Origin of the sequence: Pseudaquabacterium inlustre, assembly GCF_038066595.1 — a bacterium.
Lineage (GTDB): Bacteria > Pseudomonadota > Gammaproteobacteria > Burkholderiales > Burkholderiaceae_C > Pseudaquabacterium > Pseudaquabacterium inlustre.
In genome coordinates, this window is record NZ_JBBUTH010000011.1 from 111,937 (window position 1) to 127,653 (window position 15,717).

Annotated in this window: 11 protein-coding genes; 8 read left to right on the forward strand and 3 right to left on the reverse strand. The window is 74.3% G+C overall.

Annotated features, from left to right (window positions below):
- Window positions 1–46: 46 nt before the first annotated feature.
- Both AACH10_RS23290 and AACH10_RS23295 read right to left on the reverse strand, forming a co-directional pair.
- Window positions 47–829 (reverse strand): PhaM family polyhydroxyalkanoate granule multifunctional regulatory protein, encoded by a 783-nt coding sequence (locus tag AACH10_RS23290; RefSeq protein WP_341412943.1) that lies wholly within the window; start codon window positions 827–829, stop codon window positions 47–49.
- 115 nt (window positions 830–944) lie between these two features.
- On the reverse strand, window positions 945–1,421 hold the full coding sequence (locus tag AACH10_RS23295) for a retropepsin-like aspartic protease family protein (RefSeq protein WP_341412944.1): 477 nt from the start codon (window positions 1,419–1,421) through the stop codon (window positions 945–947).
- Window positions 1,422–1,584: 163 nt separating this feature from the next.
- On the opposite strand from AACH10_RS23295, the gene AACH10_RS23300 reads away from it, so the two are divergent.
- Window positions 1,585–3,672 carry a S9 family peptidase gene (locus AACH10_RS23300; protein ID WP_341412945.1) on the forward strand — a complete coding sequence of 696 codons (2,088 nt, stop codon included), beginning with the start codon at window positions 1,585–1,587 and terminating at the stop codon, window positions 3,670–3,672.
- A 37-nt stretch (window positions 3,673–3,709) separates the two neighbouring features.
- On the forward strand, window positions 3,710–4,336 hold the full coding sequence (locus tag AACH10_RS23305) for a PEP-CTERM sorting domain-containing protein (RefSeq protein ID WP_341412946.1): 627 nt from the start codon (window positions 3,710–3,712) through the stop codon (window positions 4,334–4,336).
- 4 nt (window positions 4,337–4,340) lie between these two features.
- On the opposite strand, the gene AACH10_RS23310 is transcribed toward AACH10_RS23305, so the two are convergent.
- Entirely contained in the window at window positions 4,341–5,387 is a 1,047-nt protein-coding gene (locus AACH10_RS23310; protein ID WP_341412947.1) for a fumarylacetoacetate hydrolase family protein, read from the reverse strand.
- 97 nt (window positions 5,388–5,484) lie between these two features.
- On the opposite strand from AACH10_RS23310, the gene AACH10_RS23315 reads away from it, so the two are divergent.
- From AACH10_RS23315 to AACH10_RS23340, 6 genes are all read left to right on the forward strand, one after another.
- Window positions 5,485–6,621, forward strand: a complete 1,137-nt coding sequence (locus AACH10_RS23315; RefSeq protein ID WP_341412948.1) for a DUF3108 domain-containing protein — start codon at window positions 5,485–5,487, stop codon at window positions 6,619–6,621.
- Window positions 6,622–6,744: 123 nt separating this feature from the next.
- A complete protein-coding gene (locus AACH10_RS23320) occupies window positions 6,745–7,098 on the forward strand; it encodes a BTH_I0359 family protein (protein ID WP_341412949.1) in 354 nt (117 codons plus the stop codon).
- A gap of 127 nt (window positions 7,099–7,225) precedes the next feature.
- Entirely contained in the window at window positions 7,226–9,604 is a 2,379-nt protein-coding gene (locus AACH10_RS23325; RefSeq protein WP_341412950.1) for an AAA family ATPase, read from the forward strand.
- A gap of 49 nt (window positions 9,605–9,653) precedes the next feature.
- The gene (locus AACH10_RS23330; protein WP_341412951.1) at window positions 9,654–10,709 is read left to right on the forward strand and encodes a homocysteine S-methyltransferase family protein; all 1,056 of its coding nucleotides are present in this window, start codon (window positions 9,654–9,656) and stop codon (window positions 10,707–10,709) included.
- A gap of 20 nt (window positions 10,710–10,729) precedes the next feature.
- Window positions 10,730–15,082, forward strand: a complete 4,353-nt coding sequence (locus AACH10_RS23335) for a DEAD/DEAH box helicase (protein WP_341412952.1) — start codon at window positions 10,730–10,732, stop codon at window positions 15,080–15,082.
- Window positions 15,083–15,118: 36 nt separating this feature from the next.
- Window positions 15,119–15,715 carry an SAM-dependent methyltransferase gene (locus AACH10_RS23340; RefSeq protein WP_341412953.1) on the forward strand — a complete coding sequence of 199 codons (597 nt, stop codon included), beginning with the start codon at window positions 15,119–15,121 and terminating at the stop codon, window positions 15,713–15,715.
- Window positions 15,716–15,717 lie beyond the last annotated feature (2 nt).

The window sequence follows — 15,717 nt, forward strand, 5'->3', positions numbered from 1 at the left end:
GCGGGCCGGGGTGAGCCGGGTGGTTGGGGTGGCTGTGGCGGCGGCCTCAGCGCGGGCTGCGCTTGGTGGCGGCCTGGCGGGGTGCAGCCGCCTTCTTGGCCGCCGTGGGCTTGGCGCGGGGGGCCGCGGCGCTCTGGCGCACGGCCTTGGCCGGGGCCGTGGCGGCGCCGGCCACCGTGCCGGCCACCGAGGCCGCCTTCTGCGCCACGCTGGCGGCGGTCTTGACCATGGTGCCGGGCATGGCGGCGGCCTTCTTCAGCGTCTCGCCAGCGGCGTCGAAGCTTTGCTTGACCATCGCGCCGGCCAGGTTCTTGGCGGCATCGGTGGCGGTCTCGTTCATGGCCGAGGCGGCCAGGTCGGTGAACTGCTTGGTCAGCGCGCCCCACCACTGCATCGGGTCGATCACGCCGGGCGGCACCGCCGGCGCCGCGGCGGGCGCCTCGGCTTCGGCCTGCGGTTCGGGCTCGGGGGCCGGCGCGGCGGCGCGCGGGCGGGGGGCCGGGGCGGGGGGCGCCGCCGCGGTGTCGGGCGTGCGGATCTTCAGCGATTCGGTCAGGTCGCCCAGCGAGACGTTCATCGTCTTCAGCGTCGACAGCGTCATGCGCTGCACCTCCAGCGCCTGGATGGTGGCGCCCAGCATGCGCGCGTTCTGCTCCAGCCAGAACTGCACGGTGCGCAGTTCCTCGATGCGCTTTTCCAGCTCCTCGGGGTCGAGCGTGGGCGCGATCCAGTGGCCCACATTGGGCAGGGCGGCGCCGGCGTTCTTCACCAGGCCCTGCAGGAAGTCGAAGCCGGGAACCATCTTGGTGAACGACAGGGGATCGGTCATGCGCGTCTCCGTGGCTGGGGTTTGGGTGCATGGTAGCCCGGCGGATGGACCGCGGGCTTGCGCGCCGGCATCCCGGCGGTGGCCGCAGCGGCGAGGTCGTGGGGGCGCGGTGTGCTCAGGGGCGTGACAGCCGCAGCACGCCGTCGGTCTGCGTGAAGTGCAGCTTGGACAGCACGTCCATGCCCAGCAGCGGCGCGCCCAGCTGCGGCAGCACGGTGACCGGCAGGCGCTCGGCGCGCACGCCGCCGTCCAGCACCAGGTCGGCGCGGGTCTGCCAGCCCTGCACCACGCCCCCGGCGGTGGCGCTGCTCACGCGCGCCTCGGGCTGCAGGCCCAGGCGCTCGGCCAGCGCCAGCGGCAGCGCGGTGCGCGTGGCGCCGGTGTCGACCAGGAACTGCACCGCCTGGCCGTTGACCGAGCCGGTCCAGTGGAAGTGGCCGTCCGCGCCGCGCCGCAGCTCGATGCTGCGGCCATCGATGCGCACCTGGCTGGCCTGCTGCTGCGCCTGCCAGGCCTGCACGCCGAGGAACACCGCCGTGCCCAGCACCAGCCAGACGGTGACGTGCTTCAGGGAGCGGGGGAATTCGGTCATCGGCAACAGAGGGGAATCCGGGGGCCAACGATGCCACAGCCTGCCCGGTGGCGCGTCCGGTGGCGCGCCCGGCCTCGGGCATCATCCCCGCCCATCACACAAGGGCGGCGCCAGGCCCGGCCAGGCAGGCCGGCGCGGCAGCCGGTCAGGGAGGTCTGCCAGGATGTCGAATGCCGTTGCGTGCCCCGCGCGCGCCACACCTGCCGCGGGCATTGCGCGGCGGGCCGGCTGGCTGCTGGCGGCCTGTCTGGCCCTGCACGGCGGGGGCTTGCGTGCCCAGCCGGCGGCCACCACAGCCACCACCACCGCCAATGCCGCGGCGCCGCTGCCGGTGGAGGTGTTCTACCGCCATGCCGAGCTGGGCGACGTGGCGCTGTCGCCCTCGGGCCGCCGGCTCGGCGCCATCGTCAACGTGCAGGGCCGGCGTGCGCTGGCGGTGCTGCCGGTGGATGGCCAGGGCGCCCCCACCGTGGTGGCCGCGCTGTCCGATGCCGATGTGCGCAACTTCCACTGGCTGGGCGACGAGCGCCTGGTCTACCAGCTGATCGACCTGAACCGCGGCTCGGGCGCGCAGGGCGGCTGGGAAGGCCTGTTCAGCGTGCAGGCCGATGGCCAGGACACGCGCATGCTGGTGCGCACCCGCTGGGACTTCCTGGTGGCCCGCCCGGCGATGGGGCGGCAGCCGCTGGAGCCGTACCACGAGCTGCTGGCCGTGCCGCACGGCAGCACGGACGAGGTGGTCGTCGGCCGCATGGTCTGGGATGGCCACGGCGAGCTGCGCGAGGTGGTGCCGCTGCGCCTGAACGTGGCCACGCAGACCACGCGCTCGCTCGCCCAGGGCATGCCGGACCGCGTGACCGACTGGGTCTTCGATCCCCGCGGCGAGCCGCGCGTCGGCCTGTCGGCGCAGGGCGGCCAGTCCATCGTGCACTGGCGCGGGCCGGGCGACACGGCCTGGCGCGAGATTGCGCGCCGGCCCAGCACGCGCGTGGGCTGGCGGCCACATTCGGTGGACGGGCAGGGCGTGCTGTACGTCACCGTGCCGGGCGGCGCCGACGGCAGCGTGGCCCTGCACCGCTTCGACTTCGCTGCCGGCAGGCCGGAGCCCGAGGCGCTGGTGCGCGCGCCCGGCTTCGATTTCGACGGCCGGCTGATCACCGCGGCCGACAGCGGCACCGTGCTGGGCGTGCGCACCGAGACCGACGCCGAGGTCACGCGCTGGTTCCATGCCGGCCTGGCTTCCTGGCAGATCGAGGCCGACGAGTTGCTGCGCGGCCGCGTCAACCGGCTGCAATGCCGGCGCTGCGACAGCGACGACCCGGTGGTGCTGGTGCGGTCCTGGTCCGACCAGCACCCGGGCGAGCTGTGGCTGCTGCGTCCGCGCCGCAGCGAGGGGCGCTGGCAACCGCTGGGGCCGGTGCGCAAGGACGTCGATCCGCGCCGCATGGCCACCCTGGACTTCCACCGTGTGCCCACCCGCGACGGACTGCAGATGCCGCTGTGGCTGACGCTGCCCGCCGGCGCGGCCCGGGATCGGCGGCCGCGGCCGGCCGTGGTGTGGGTGCATGGCGGGCCCTGGGTGCGTGGCGGACGCTGGGCCTGGGACGAGGATGCGCAATTCCTCGCGTCGCGCGGCTACGTGGTGCTGGCACCCGAGTACCGCGGCAGCACCGGCTACGGTGCGCGCTGGTTCGAGGCCGGGCGCAAGCAGTGGGGCCGTGCCATGCAGGACGACCTGGTCGACGCGCTGAACTGGGCGGTGGGCCAGGGCCATGTCGACCCGAAGCGCGTGTGCATCGCTGGCGCCAGCTACGGCGGTTATGCCGCGCTGATGGCGCCGCTGCGGCATCCCGGCGTGTTCCGCTGCAGCGTCTCATGGGTTGGCGTGACCGACCCGCGCGCGCTGATGAACCGCTGGGACGCCTGGCAGGACTTCAGCGACGAGGTGCGCCGCTACAACTGGCCACAACTGGTGGGCGACCCGGTGGCCGATGCGGCCCTGCTCGACGAGGCCACGCCGGTGCTGCACGCCGCGCGCTGGCAGATCCCGCTGCTGATGGCCTACGGCGCGAAGGACCACCGCGTGCCGCTGGCCCAGGGCGAGGCCTTCGTCGACGCGCTGCGCCGCGCCGGCAAGCCCGAGCCCGAGTGGATCGTCTACCCCGACGAGGGCCACGGCTGGCTCAAGCCCGAGAACCGCTACGACTTCGCGCGGCGCATGGCAGCGTTCCTGGCGCGGCACCTCGACTGACCGGGCCCCCGGGCCAGGGGGGGCGCGACGGCGAAGCGTGGGATGGCGGGCCGCGCTGGGCGTGGCGCTGCCGGCTGCAGCCACCATCGTCAGTGGCACGGTGATCACCGGCGGCGCAGGCGCCACGTTCGTGAAGCTGTCCGTGCCGTTCACCACGTCGTCGCCGATCAACACCGTGGGCAACGACACCTTCCAGACGCCGAACCTCTACGGTTTCGACGAAGACCAGAACATCGTGCTGTCCGCGCCACTGACCGTGGATACGGTGGCCTCGGGCTCGACCACACTCGTCGCGGGCACCACGGTGGCCAGCCACTACATCTTCTTCGATCCGCGCCAGGGCAGCATCAAAGGCACGGTCGACTTCGACAGCGATGTGGTGGCCATCATCTTCGGCACCGCCAACCTGCAGGCCAGCGACTTCCTGGCCAACACGGGCGTCAACTACCTCAACCCCGCCCTGCGCGGGTTGGAGGCCGGTGACTCGGTGACGATCAGCGGCGCGCGCCAGATCCTGTTCGACACCACCGCCAGCACACCCGGCGACTATGTGCGCGTGCTCACCGCCTACTCGCCGGGCGCCGTGCCCGAGCCCGGCGCGCTGGGCCTGGTGGCCGCCGCGCTCGGCGGGCTGATGCTCAGCCGCCGTCGCGCGCGGGGCTGACGGTTCAGGCGTCGGCGCCCGGGGCTGAGTCGGTCGACGGGACGCCGGCTGGGGCGGCGTCGCCAGCCTCGACGGAGTCGGTGCCAGCATCGGCGTCGCGCTCCTCGGCGGCCATGCCCGGCCCGGTCACGCGCTGGGCCAGCGGGCCGAACACGGTCTCGCCGTCGCGGCCCTTCATCTCCAGCTTCACGGTGTCGCCCAGCTGCAGCCAGGGGCTGCGCGGCTCGCCGTGCTGGGTGGCTTCCAGCGCGCGCTTCTCGGCCAGGCAGGCCACGCCGTGGCGGGTGTCGGGGTCGCTCAGCGGGCCGGCGCCCAGCACGCAGCCGGCGCGCAGGTTGCGCGTCTTGGCGGCCTGGGCGATCAGCTGGCCGAAGTGCCAGGCCATGCCGGCGCCGGCCTCGCACACACCCAGCTTGCGCCCGGCCGCGGTGACCGACAGCGGCAGCTGCACCCGGCCGCCGGCCCAGGCCTCGCCCAGTTCATCGGGCGTCACGGCCACCGGGGCGAAGGCTGCGGCCGGCAGCGCATGGGCCAGCGGCGCCAGGCCGCGCAGCCGCCACAGGTTGGCCAGCATCAGCAGGCGCACGCCGTCCAGGCCCTGCTCGGCGCTGGCGCCCATGCCCACGTCGCCGGTGATGGCCGCCAGGCCGGCGCCGAAGTCGATCTGCCAGGCGGCCGAGCCGAACCAGGCGTCGTCGCAGGGGCCCAGGAAGTCGTCGCTGGCACCCTGCAGCAGCACGGGCTCGGCCGGCGCCTCGGCGCCCTGCACCCGCTGCGCCAGCGTGGGCCAGGCCTCGGCCTGCAGCCAGCCGTAGGCGCGCGGCAGCGGCGCCATGCACTTGGCCGGCTCGAACGCGAAGGCGTGGCGCGCCTTGCCCTGGTTCAGCGTGGTGTACAGGTCCTGCAGCTGTGGCGACAGGAAGTTCCAGTCGTCCAGCACCAGCTGCAGCCGGCCGGCGATGCCGTTGGCGAAGTGCGCGGTGCTCAGGTCGCGCGAGACGACGACCAGCTGGCCGTCGCGCGAGCCGTCCTTGTAGGTGGCGAGTTTCATCGTGGGGGCTGTCGGGGGAACGGCGGCCGCGGGCGCGGCCCGCCGGTCCCTGGGAATTTGGCACCATTGTCCGATGTCCCGGCCTTCGCCATCGCCCATGCGCCACGCCGCCGCACCCCAGCCCGGGCGGCGGTTGGCGGGCCTGGCCGTCGCGGTGCTGGCGGTGCATGCGCTGCTGATCGCGTGGTGGGCGCCCGGTGCACGCCAGGTCGGCAGCGGGCATGGCCCGTCGCCGCGGCCGATGCTGCTGGTGCCACCGCCGGCCGTGGCCCCCGGCGCGCCGGGCCAGCCCCCGGCGCCTGCCACGCCGACCCTGCCCGCCGAACCCGCCGCACCGGCCGTGGCCACCGCGCAGCCAGTGCCCGCACCGCAGCCCCTGGGTGATGCCCCCGGCGCCGCGCCGGCCGACACCGCCGTGCCGGGCGAGGCGGTGGCCGCCACGCTGCCGCTGCGCCCGGCGGCGCCCGCCTCGCAAGCGGCCGCCGATGTGGATCCCGAGGCCGAACTGGGCGCGCCGCCTCCGCCGGCCGAGGGCGCGCCGCCGCCGGTGTACGCCACGCGCATCCCGCTGCCGGCGCTGCTGCGCTACCGTGTGCTCAGCACGCCGGGCGGCGCGGCGGCCTCTCTGGCGCCCCCATCGCCGCAGGTGGGCGAGGCGCGCCTGCTGCTGCGCCACGACGGCCAGCGCTACACGCTGGCGCTGGACGCCCAGGCCGGCGGCCGGCCGCTGATCGAGCAACTGAGCACCGGCGGCTTCGACAGCGCCGGCTTCGCGCCCGATCGCTTCACCGACCGGCGCCGCGGTCGCGGCTGGCGCGCCGCCAACTTCCGCCGCGACACCGGGCGCATCGGCTTCTCGGGCCCGCGCATCGACTACCCGCTGCTGCCGGGCACGCAGGACCGGCTGAGCGCCGTGGCCCAGCTGGCGGCCATCGTCGCGGCGGCGCCCGACACCGCGGCCGCCGGCGAGTTGCGCGTGTTCGTGGCCGATGCGCGCGGTTGGGCCGAGCTGTGGCGCTGGCGGGCCGAGGGCAGCGAGACGGTGGACACGCCGCTGGGCCCGCTGGCGCTGGCGCGCTGGCGCCGCGAGCCCGAACGCCCCGAGGGCCTGCGCGTGGAGGCCTGGCTGGACCCGGCGCGCGGCCACTGGCCGGCGCGGCTGCGCTACACGCTGCTGCGCAACGGCCAGGTGCTGGACCTGCTGCTGGCCGCCGAGCCGTCCCCGCCGCCGTGATGTCCTGCCGCGGCGCGGCGCCTGCGGGGGGTGCCCCCCCGGTTCAGGCGGGTGGCGCGGGCCGGGCGCTGGCTTGAAAGTGGGGCCAACGGCGCCATGTGCGCAGCAAAGGAGTTCCACACCATGCAGATGCTCTACAACTCGGATCATTTCGTCGTCGTGGCCTTCGACCTGACCGCCGGCACGCAGCTGACGATCGGCAACGACGCGGCCGAGGCAGCCGCGCCGGCCGGCGCCGAAGCCGAGGCCAGCCCGCCGGTGGTCGAGCAGGCCAAGGTGCCGGCCGCGCCGCGCCTGGGCGGCTACGAGATCGTCGACAAGCAGGCGCGCAAGGAGATCTTCATCCAGGGTGCCGTGGCCGCGTCGTTCCAGCAGGGCGTGCAGGCCCTGGTCGAGGCCGGCCCCGACGCCGAGGCGCTGGACGCCTACATCGGCAGCTTCACCACGCTGGCCCAGCATCCGGTGGTGGTGCACTGAGCGGCTGACACGCCGGGCCCCGGCTTGCCCTCGGCGCCGGCCTGGGCCAAGATGCCCCCGCCCGGTGCCGCTTGGCGCCGTGTTGCGGCGGGGCGCACGGCACACACCTCCCCGGTCTGGCCGGGAGATGGATGTGGCCCGAGGGCACGGTGCATCGTCGCAGTGGATCCTGTCGCCCGGCATGGCGGAATCGCCGGTGCTCGACCGGCTGTGCGCGCATTTCGTGTTGGCGCTCACCGTGCGCCATGGCGGCCAGTTCAACCTGCGGCGCGACGGCGCCAGCCTGCTCACGCTGGTGGGCCGCCACCTGGCCTGGCCGCCGGCGGTGCTGGGCCGGCTGCGCGCCTACCTGGCGCGGCGCTGCGAGGGCCATGCGCTGTGGCGCGGCCACCAGGCGCTCGATGACGCCGCCTTCATCCGCCGCCACGGCCCCTGGCGCGGGCCGTACGAGGAAGGCACGCTGTTCTTCTACCTCGACGAGTACCTGAAGGACGCACCGAAGGACTTTGCCGCCGTGCTGGCCGCCAGCTGCGATTGGCTGGCGCGTGACCTGAAGAAGCAGCACACCCAGGTGCAGCGCAACATCGACGCACTGGCGCAGCTGCTGCAGCTCAACGCCGCCGAGCGCGCGGTGCTGCTGTACGGCACGCTGGCGCGCTACCAGCGTGAACTGCGCGGCCTGCTGGTGGAGTTCAAGGTCAGCAATGCGCACGAGGCCTATGCGGCCATCGCCGCGGTGGCGGGGGTCGATCAGCGCGAGGTGGCCGAGGCGCTGCGCGCCGGCAGCCGGCTCGAGCGCATCGGCATGGTCGAGAACCTGATCTCCGAGCACAACATCACCGACCTGGCCGACCTGATGAAGGTCAGCGACCAGCTGCCACCGGTGCTGATGCGCGAGTACCAGGGCCCCGAGGAACTGATGGCGGTGTTCACCCGCCCGGCCACGCGCAGCACGCTGACGCCGGCCGACTTCGCCTACGTGGCCGACGATGTGCAGGTGCTCACCCGGCTGCTGGCCAATGCCGCGGCCCAGGGCGTGGCCGGCGTCAACGTGCTGATGTACGGCCCGCCCGGCACCGGCAAGACCGAACTGGCCAAGGTGGCCGCCCAGGCTGCCGGCCTGGCGCTGTACGAGGTGGAGTACGCCGACCGCGACGGCCATGCGCTGAGCGGCCGCGACCGCTACCGCTCGCTGCAGGTCAGCCAGGTGGTGCTGGCCGGCGACCGGCGCGGCGCCGAATCTGCCCTGCGCGATGGCAGCCCCGGCGTGGCCCTGCTGTTCGACGAGGTGGAGGACGTGTTCCCGCCGCTGGCCGCCGATGCCGCGCAGTTCATGGCCCGCTTCGACGCCAGTGGCGGCTTTGGCGGCGAGGGGCCGTCGGCCAGCGTGTCGGGCAAGGCCTGGGTCAACCAGGTGCTCGAGACCAACCCGGTGCCGGTGATCTGGATCACCAACCGCATCGAGCAGATCGACCCGGCCTTCCGCCGCCGCTTCCAGTACCACCTGGAGCTCAAGAGCCCGCCGCCCGGCGCGCGCGATGCGCTGGTGCGCCGTGCGCTGGATGGCGCGCGGGTCAGCGACGCGCTGGTGGCGCGCCTGACCGAACGCCGCGCGCTCACCCCCGCGCAGATCCGCACCGCCGTGCGCTTTGCCCGGCTGGCGGCGCTGGACGAGGCTGCGGGCGGCGCCCCTGGGCAGGGCCTGGAAGCCCTGATCGAGCGCCAGCTGGCCCAGGCCGACCGCGCGCTGGGCATCGACGCCGCGCGCCGCGCACGGCCGGTGGTGACGCGCTATGACCTGTCGCTGCTGAACCTGGAATGCCGCTACGAGGTGGCGCGCATCGTCGACGCCCTGCGCCTGCGCGGCCACGGCACGCTGTGCCTGCATGGCGCACCCGGCACCGGCAAGACGGCGCTGGCCGAGCACATCGCCGAGCGCCTGGGCCGCCCGCTGATGGTGCGCCTGGCGTCCGACCTGATGAGCAAGTTCGTCGGCGAGACTGAAGCAGCCATGGCCCGCATGTTCGCCGAGGCCGAAGCCGAGCAGGCCGTGCTGCTGCTGGACGAGGCCGACAGCTTCCTGCGCAGCCGCCAGCGCGCCGAGCGCAGCTACGAAGTCACCGAGGTCAACCAGATGCTGGCCGGCATGGAGCGCTTTGCCGGCATCTTCATCGCCACCACCAACCTGTTCGACCAGCTCGACGAGGCGGCGCTGCGGCGCTTCAGCTTCAAGATCCGCTTCCTGCCGCTGGACGCGGCGCAGCGCGAGCGCATGTTCGTGGCCGAGGCGCTGGGGGGCGAGGCCACGGCGCTGAGCGGCGACCAGCGCGCCCGGCTGGCGGCGCTGGAGGTTCTGACGCCGGGCGACTTCGCCGCCGTGCGCCGCCAGGCCGAGGTGCTGGCCGCCACGCTGGACGCCGACGAGTTCCTGTCCCAGCTGGAGGCCGAGCACCGGGTCAAGCCCGAGGTGCGGCAGCGGCGCGGCATCGGCTTCACACGGCCCTGATCGGCGTGGCCCGAGCAAGGGCCAGGGCCGGCTTCCTACAATCGGGCCCATGAGCTTCGTTCCCCGCCCCTACACCCGCGCCGCCGCGCTGCCCGAAACGCTGAAGCAGCGCATCGTCATCATCGACGGCGCCATGGGCACCATGATCCAGCGCTACAAGCTGGGCGAGGCCGATTTCCGCGGCGAGCGCTTTGCCGACCACGCCAAGGACCTGAAGGGCAACAACGACCTGCTGGTGCTGACCCGCCCGGACGTGATCGCCGAGATCCACGAGCAGTACCTGGCCGCCGGTGCCGACCTGATCGAGACCAACACCTTCGGCACCACGAGCATCGCCCAGGAAGACTACGGCCTGGGCCACCTGGCGCGCGAGATGAACGTGGCCGCCGCCCGCCTGGCGCGCGCCGCCTGCGACAAGCACAGCACCCCGGACAAGCCGCGCTACGTGGCCGGCGCGCTGGGCCCCACGCCGCGCACCGCCAGCATCAGCCCCGATGTCAACGACCCCGGCGCGCGCAACGTCAGCTTCGACGAGTTGCGCGCCGCCTACCGCGAGCAGGCCGAGGGGCTGCTGGAAGGCGGCTGCGACCTGTTCCTGGTGGAAACCATCTTCGACACGCTGAACGCCAAGGCCGCGCTGTTCGCGCTGGACGAGCTGATGGACGAGACCGGCGAGCGCCTGCCGGTGATCATCAGCGGCACGGTGACGGACGCCTCGGGCCGCATCCTCAGCGGCCAGACCGTGCCGGCCTTCTGGCACAGCGTGCGCCACGCCCGCCCGCTGGCCGTGGGCCTGAACTGCGCGCTGGGCGCCGCCGTGATGCGGCCCTATATCGAGGAGCTGAGCAAGGTGGCCGGTGACACCTTCATCAGCTGCTACCCGAACGCCGGCCTGCCCAACCCGATGAGCGACACCGGCTTTGACGAGACGCCGACCGTCACCGCCGGCATGCTGGCCGAGTTCGCCCAGGCCGGTTTCGTCAACATCGTTGGCGGCTGCTGCGGCACCACGCCCGAGCACATCGCGGCCATCGCGCAGAAGGTGTCCAGCTACCGGCCGCGCAGCAAGGCCGATCCGCTGTTCAGCGGCCTGCTGGCCGCCTGACGCGCGGCCGCCGCGCCGCGATGGCTGTGCCCCCGCCCCCCGGGCCGGACCTGTTCGGCGGCTCGGGCCAGATGACGGCCGACGCCGCCGCCGCGATCGACCGCGCCACCGTGCTCGACGCGCTGTGCCTGGCCGGTGCGCCGCGCGGCAAGACCTGGCTGATGCAGTTCCTGCGCGCGATGGAGTGGCGCCATGCCGGCGGCAGCCGCGCGATGTCGCCCGACGACGTCACGCAGGCCTGCCAGCAGCTCACCGCGCGGGGCGAGGCCCATGTGGTGGACGGCATCGGCTGGCGCGCGGACCCGGTGGCGCGCCAGCAGCGCTGGCCGGCGCTGTGGCGCCATCCCCAGGCCGCGCAGTTCTGGCTGGCCTGGGCCTGGGCCACCGGCGGCGGCATCGGCACGCTGGGGCGCGAGCCTGCCTGGGTGACGCTGCGCACGCCGGACGATGGCGAGGCCGTCACGCGCCTGGCGCTGCTGGCGCGGCCCGGCCCCGATGAGTTCAACCGCCTGCTGCACGGCCCGCTGAACCGTGCCATCACGCCCGAGGCCTTGCTGCTGGCGCTGGCCGAGCCCTTCGACGCCGAGTTCCTGGCCGCGCTGCCGGCTGCGCTGCTGTGGGGCCTGATCGAGCGCCTGGTCGTGCAGCTGCCTGGCGCGATGGCGGCCTTTCCGGCGCTGCGCGACTGGGTGGATGCGCAGCTGGTCGAATCCGGCGCGCCGCTGGACCCTGTGCCGCCGGGCCTGTGGCTGCACCTGGCCGAACAGCGCCTGCTGGCCTTGCAGCCCGGGGGCTGCCGCGACGCGCTGAATCATCTGGCCGAAGGCACCCCGGTGCGCGCCCTGTTCGATGCGCTGATGGCCGTGCAGGCGGGGCGTTGGGCGGACGGCACGGCCGCGGCCACCGAGCAGCTCAAAGCCCTGGCCAAGCTGGTGGGCAAGCGCAACCGCCTGGTGCCGGACCGGCTGCTGCGCTGGGTGGCACTGGCCTGGCTGGCCCAGGGCCAGGTGGAGGCCTGGACGGCGGCACGCAAGCTGGCGCTGGCCGAATCGGGCAGCCGCACGCCGGCGCCGGTGGAGGGCTGGGGCCGCATCGCCCATGCCGCGGCCGTGCGCCTGGGCGACGAGCGCATCAGCCCGCTGGCCTTCGATGCGCCCAACCCGCGCTGGGGCGGCCGCCTGGTGGCCGACGACGACGCCATGCGCCTGGTGCTGGCCGCCTGGCTGGGCCACACGCCGGAAGGCTGGGATGCGGCGCGCGTGCAGGCCGTCAGCAGCAGCCTGCAGCGCCAGGGCGAGTGGTGGCTGGCCGATCTGCTGGGCCAGGCCTGCACGCGCCTGGGCTGGCCGGTGCCGGCGCGCGATGCCGCGCCGGCCGGCAGCACTGCGCCCGCCGCCTGGACGGTGCCGTTCTACCCGCCGCCGGTGGAGCCCTGGCGCGAGGCGCTTGCGGCGATTGCCGCGCTCGACATGCCGGCCGACGCCACCGCCACCGGCGTGGCCGCGCCGCTGCACTGGCGGATCACGCTGGATGCCGTGGGCCGTCCGCACGACCTGCAGGCCTTCGAGCGCACGGCCGGCAAGGGCGCGCGCGGCGCCGCCGCCAAACCCAAGGCCGTGTCGCTCAGCGCGCTGAAGAAGTCCACCCGGCTCGACCCGCGCGATGCCGCCGTGGCGCGCTGCCTGCGCGTGGCCGACTGGAACCGCCGCGTGCAGTGGCTGGACCTGTCGTCCGCCGTCGTGGCCCTGGTGGGCCACCCCGACGTGGCCTTGGCCGATGTGCCCGAGCAGCCGGTGCAGCTGGAAGAGGGCCGGCCGACCGTGGAGATGCGCCGCGAGCGCGCCGCCGATGGCAGCGAGGCCTACCGTCTGCAGGTGCTGGAGATCGGCGGCGGCGCGGGCGTGGCCGAGGAGCCGCCGCATCTCGAACACCACTGGGAAGGCCTGAAGGACGACGAGGAGATGGCGCGCCGCGACGCCGTGCGCATCGTGCGCGACGGCCCCGACCGCGCGCGCCTGCTGCGCCTGAGCGCCGCGCACCGCCGCGTGCTGGAACTCTCGCGCCAGCCCTGGGCCGCGCCGGCCACGGCCCAGGCCGAGTTGACGGCCGCGCTGCGTGCGCTGGCCGGCCACTTCACCGTGCACAGCGAGGCCACGGCCGGCCAGGCGGTGGCGGCCGAGCCGCGTCTGATCGCCCAGCTGACGCCGCGCGGCGGCACGCTGCAGGTGCGGCTGGCGGTGCGGCCCTTCCATGCCCTGGGTGACGACGTGGGCCCGCTGCTGCCGCCGGGCGACGGCCGGCTGCGCTGGGTGGCCCAGCACGGCGGTGAGACATACGCCGCCACGCGCGACCTGGTGGCCGAAAGCGCCCACCTGGCCGCGCTGGCCGAGGCGCTGCCCTTCCTCGACGACCCGCAGGCCACGCCCGGCCTGGTGGGTTGGGCCATCGACGATCCGCAGCAGGCGCTGCAGGCCATCGAGACGCTGGGCCGCCATGTGAGCGTGGTGGCGCTGGAATGGCCGCAGGGCCAGCCGCTGCGCGTCATCGCGCCGGCCGAGCCCCAGTTGCAGGCGGTGGTGAAGACCGGCGGGCGCGATTGGCTGGGCCTGGACGCCACGCTGAAGGTGGACGACCGCACCGTGCTCAACCTGCGCCAGCTGCTGACGCTGGTGAACGAATCGCGCGGCAGCCGCTACCTGCCGCTGGCCGAGAACGCCTGGCTGGCACTGACCGACCGCCTGCGCCAGCAGCTGGCCGACCTGGCGGCGCTGGCCGATGCGGCGCCGGCTGCCAAGACGGGCAAGGGCCGCAAGGGCGATGACGACGGTGGCGTGCAACTGCCCGCCGCCGCCGCCGGCTGGCTGGCCGATGCGCTGGCCGCCGACGACGGCAGCGCGCCGGCGGGCGACCGCGCCTGGCAGCAGCGCGTGCAGGCACTCAACGCTGCCGCCGCGCTGACGCCCGCGGTGCCGCCGGCGCTGCATGCGTCGCTGCGGCCCTACCAGGCCGATGGCTTCACCTGGCTGGTGCGGCGCACGGCGGCGGGCTTTGGCGTGGTGCTGGCCGACGACATGGGCCTGGGCAAGACGCTGCAGACGCTGGCGCTGCTGCTGCACCGTCTCGATGAAGGTCCGGCGCTGGTGGTGGCGCCCACCTCGGTGGTGGCCAACTGGGCCGCCGAGGCCGCGCGCTTCGCGCCCGGCCTGCGCGTGCGCGACCACGCCACCGAGCGCGAGGCGGCGCTCACCGATCTGGCGCCCGGCGACGTGGTGCTCACCAGCTACGGCCTGCTGCTGCGCGACATCGAGGCCTTCACGCCCACCGCCTGGGGCACGCTGGTGCTCGATGAAGCCCAGGCGCTGAAGAACGCCGCCACCCAACGCGCGAAAGCCGTGGCCGAGCTGCAGGCCGGCGCGCGCCTGGCACTCAGCGGCACGCCGGTGGAGAACCGCCTGGCCGACCTGTGGTCGCTGATGAACCTGCTGAACCCGGGCCTGCTGGGCACGGCGCAGCGTTTCACCGAGCGCTTTGCCAACCTGATCGAGCGCCAGCGCGATGCCGCGGCCCAGGCGCGCCTGAAGCGCCTGGTGGCGCCCTTCATCCTGCGCCGCACCAAGGCGCAGGTACTCGACGACCTGCCGCCGCGCACCGAGATCGTCCACCGCATCGAGGCCGGCGATGCCGAGCGCGCGCTCACCGAGGCGCTGCGGCGCGACGCGGTGGACCGCGTCAGCCAGGCCGCCAAGAGTGCCGGCCACGCCGCCGTGCAGGTGCTGGCCGAACTCACCCGCCTGCGCCGCGCCGCGTGCGATCCGCGCCTGGTGCTGCCCGAGCTGGCGGACGAAGGCCTGCAGCAGGGCGGCGCCAAGCTGCAGGCCATCGAATCGCTGGTGCTGGAGCTGGTGGAGGGCCGCCACCAGGCCCTGCTGTTCAGCCAGTTCACCGATTTTCTCGACCGCATCGGCGAGCGCCTGACCGCCGCCGGCGTGCCCTTCCAGCGCCTGGATGGCAGCACCCCGGCGCCGCAGCGGGCACAGCGTGTGGCCGCCTTCCAGCGCGGCGAGGGTGCGGTGTTCCTGATCAGCCTGAAGGCCGGCGGCTTCGGCCTGAACCTGACCGCGGCCGACTACGTGATCATTGCCGACCCGTGGTGGAACCCGGCCGCCGAAGACCAGGCCACCGGCCGCGCCCACCGCATGGGCCAGCAGCGGCCGGTCACGGTGTACCGCCTGGTGCTGGCCGGCTCGGTGGAAGAGCGCATCGTGGCCCTGCACCACGACAAGCGCGCACTGGCCGACGGCCTGCTGGAAGGCAACGACGATGTGGGCGCCGTGATCGATGCGCAGGCGATGATGGACCTGCTGCGCGGCTGAGTCGCGCTGGCGCGTCACACCAACCGGAGGACGAGCATGTGGAACGAACGCTTCGCAGGTGACGGCTACTACTACGGCACCGAGCCGAATGACTTTCTGGTGAGCCAGGCCGCGCGCTGGCAGCCGGGCCAGCGCGTGCTGTGCCTGGCCGAGGGCGAGGGCCGCAACGCCGTGTGGCTGGCCCAGCGCGGGCTGGCCGTGACGGCGGTGGATTTGTCGGACGTGGGCCTGGACAAGACGCGGCGGCTGGCCGCAGCGCGTGGTGTGAGCGTGGCCACCGTGCATGCCGACCTCGACCACTTCGACATGGGCCGCGACGCCTGGGACGGCATCGTGGCCATCTTCGCGCACCTGCCGTCGGAGCTGCGCGGGCGCGTGTGGCCGCGCATCGCGCCGGCGCTGCGGCCGGGCGGCTGCTTCGTGGCCGAGTCGTATGCGCCGGGCCAGCAGCTGCGCAGCACCGGCGGCCCGCGCGACGTGGACATGCTGCCCTCGGCCGACACCATGACTGCCGCCTTCGGCCAGGTGCTGGTCACCGAGCACCTGTGGAGCGGCGAGCGCGATGTGCGCGAAGGCCAGGGCCACCGCGGCCTGGCGCTGGTGACGCAGTACGTGGGGCGGCGCGGCGGCTGAGG